At 58.0% G+C, this 1,523-nt stretch carries 1 rRNA gene; it reads right to left on the bottom strand.

Features of this window, described 5'->3' with window-relative positions:
• Positions 1–1,262, bottom strand: a 23S ribosomal RNA gene (locus RM479_RS27420); the annotation flags it as partial.
• Positions 1,263–1,523 lie beyond the last annotated feature (261 nt).

The following is a 1,523-nucleotide window of genomic DNA, read 5'->3' as shown; positions in this document are numbered from 1 at the left end:
TCCCGGGCTCCACAGCTTCGGCGGTGTGCTTAAGCCCCGCTACATTATCGGCGCAGAACCACTTGACCAGTGAGCTATTACGCACTCTTTAAAGGATGGCTGCTTCTAAGCCAACCTCCTGGTTGTCTCAGCAACTCCACAACCTTTCCCACTTAGCACACGCTTAGGGGCCTTAGCTGATGATCTGGGCTGTTTCCCTCTCGACTACGAAGCTTATCCCCCGCAGTCTCACTGCCACGCTTCACTTCACCGGCATTCGGAGTTTGTCTGACGTCAGTAACCTTGTGGGGCCCATCAGCCAAACAGTAGCTCTACCTCCGGCAAGAAACACGCAACGCTGCACCTAAATGCATTTCGGGGAGAACCAGCTATCACGGAGTTTGATTGGCCTTTCACCCCTACCCACACCTCATCCCCCAGGTTTTCAACCCTGGTGGGTTCGGGCCTCCACGAGGTCTTACCCCCGCTTCACCCTGGACATGGGTAGATCACTCCGCTTCGGGTCCACAGCATGCGACTCAAACGCCCTATTCAGACTCGGTTTCCCTACGGCTACCCCACCCGGGTTAACCTCGCCACACACCATGACTCGCAGGCTCATTCTTCAAAAGGCACGCCATCACCAGGAACAAGTCCCCAGCTCTGACGGCTTGACAGCACACGGTTTCAGGTACTATTTCACGACCCCTCACCGGGGCACTTTTCACCTTTCCCTCACGGTACTAGTGCACTATCGGTCACCAGGACGTATTTTGGCTTAGCAGGTGGTCCTGCCAGATTCACACGGAATTTCTCGGGCTCCGCGCTACTCGGGTATGTACCAACACCCGGACTCTTCCTTCACCTACGGGACTCTCACCCACTACGGTTCCGCTTCCCAACGGATTCAGCTAGAAGAACCCTCAAATGCTCCGAATCGGCAGACCCGGACAGATACACCCCACGACCCCGCACACGCAACGACTGCCGTCTATCACACGCGCACGGTTTAGCCTCTTCCCCGTTCGCTCACCACTACTAGGGGAATCACTGTTGTTTACTCTTCCTACGGGTACTGAGATGTTTCACTTCCCCGCGTCACCACCAACCGCCCTATACATTCAGGCGGCGGCAACCCGACACAACTCGGGCTGGGTTTCCCCATTCGGACACCCACGGATCACAGCTAGGTTGACAGCTCCCCGTGGCCTATCGCGGTCTCCCACGTCCTTCATCGGCGCCTGGTGCCAAGGCATCCACCGTATGCCACTATCACTTGGCCACTACAGATAACAAGATGCTCGCGCACACTATTCACAAATCAAAACACCAACCGCACACCCCGACACCACCCGGCCCACGGAACACCCGCACCCCACCCCCCACCAGGAGGAACAGGAAACGGGCACCACATCCACAGGCTCCGAGAGTTCTCAGAGACGGTCCGCGGGAACCAACCACACCACCGACCACCAGGCCGGGTGCGGGTCGTTTCCTCAGACACCCAACAGCGCGCCCCCCGCGGCTTCTAGGACCCACGGAGG

This window comes from Nocardiopsis lambiniae (assembly GCF_031845465.1).
Taxonomy (GTDB): domain Bacteria; phylum Actinomycetota; class Actinomycetes; order Streptosporangiales; family Streptosporangiaceae; genus Nocardiopsis; species Nocardiopsis lambiniae.
The sequence above is the reverse complement of the archived record's forward strand: the minus strand, read 5'-3'. Positions and strand labels throughout refer to the sequence as shown.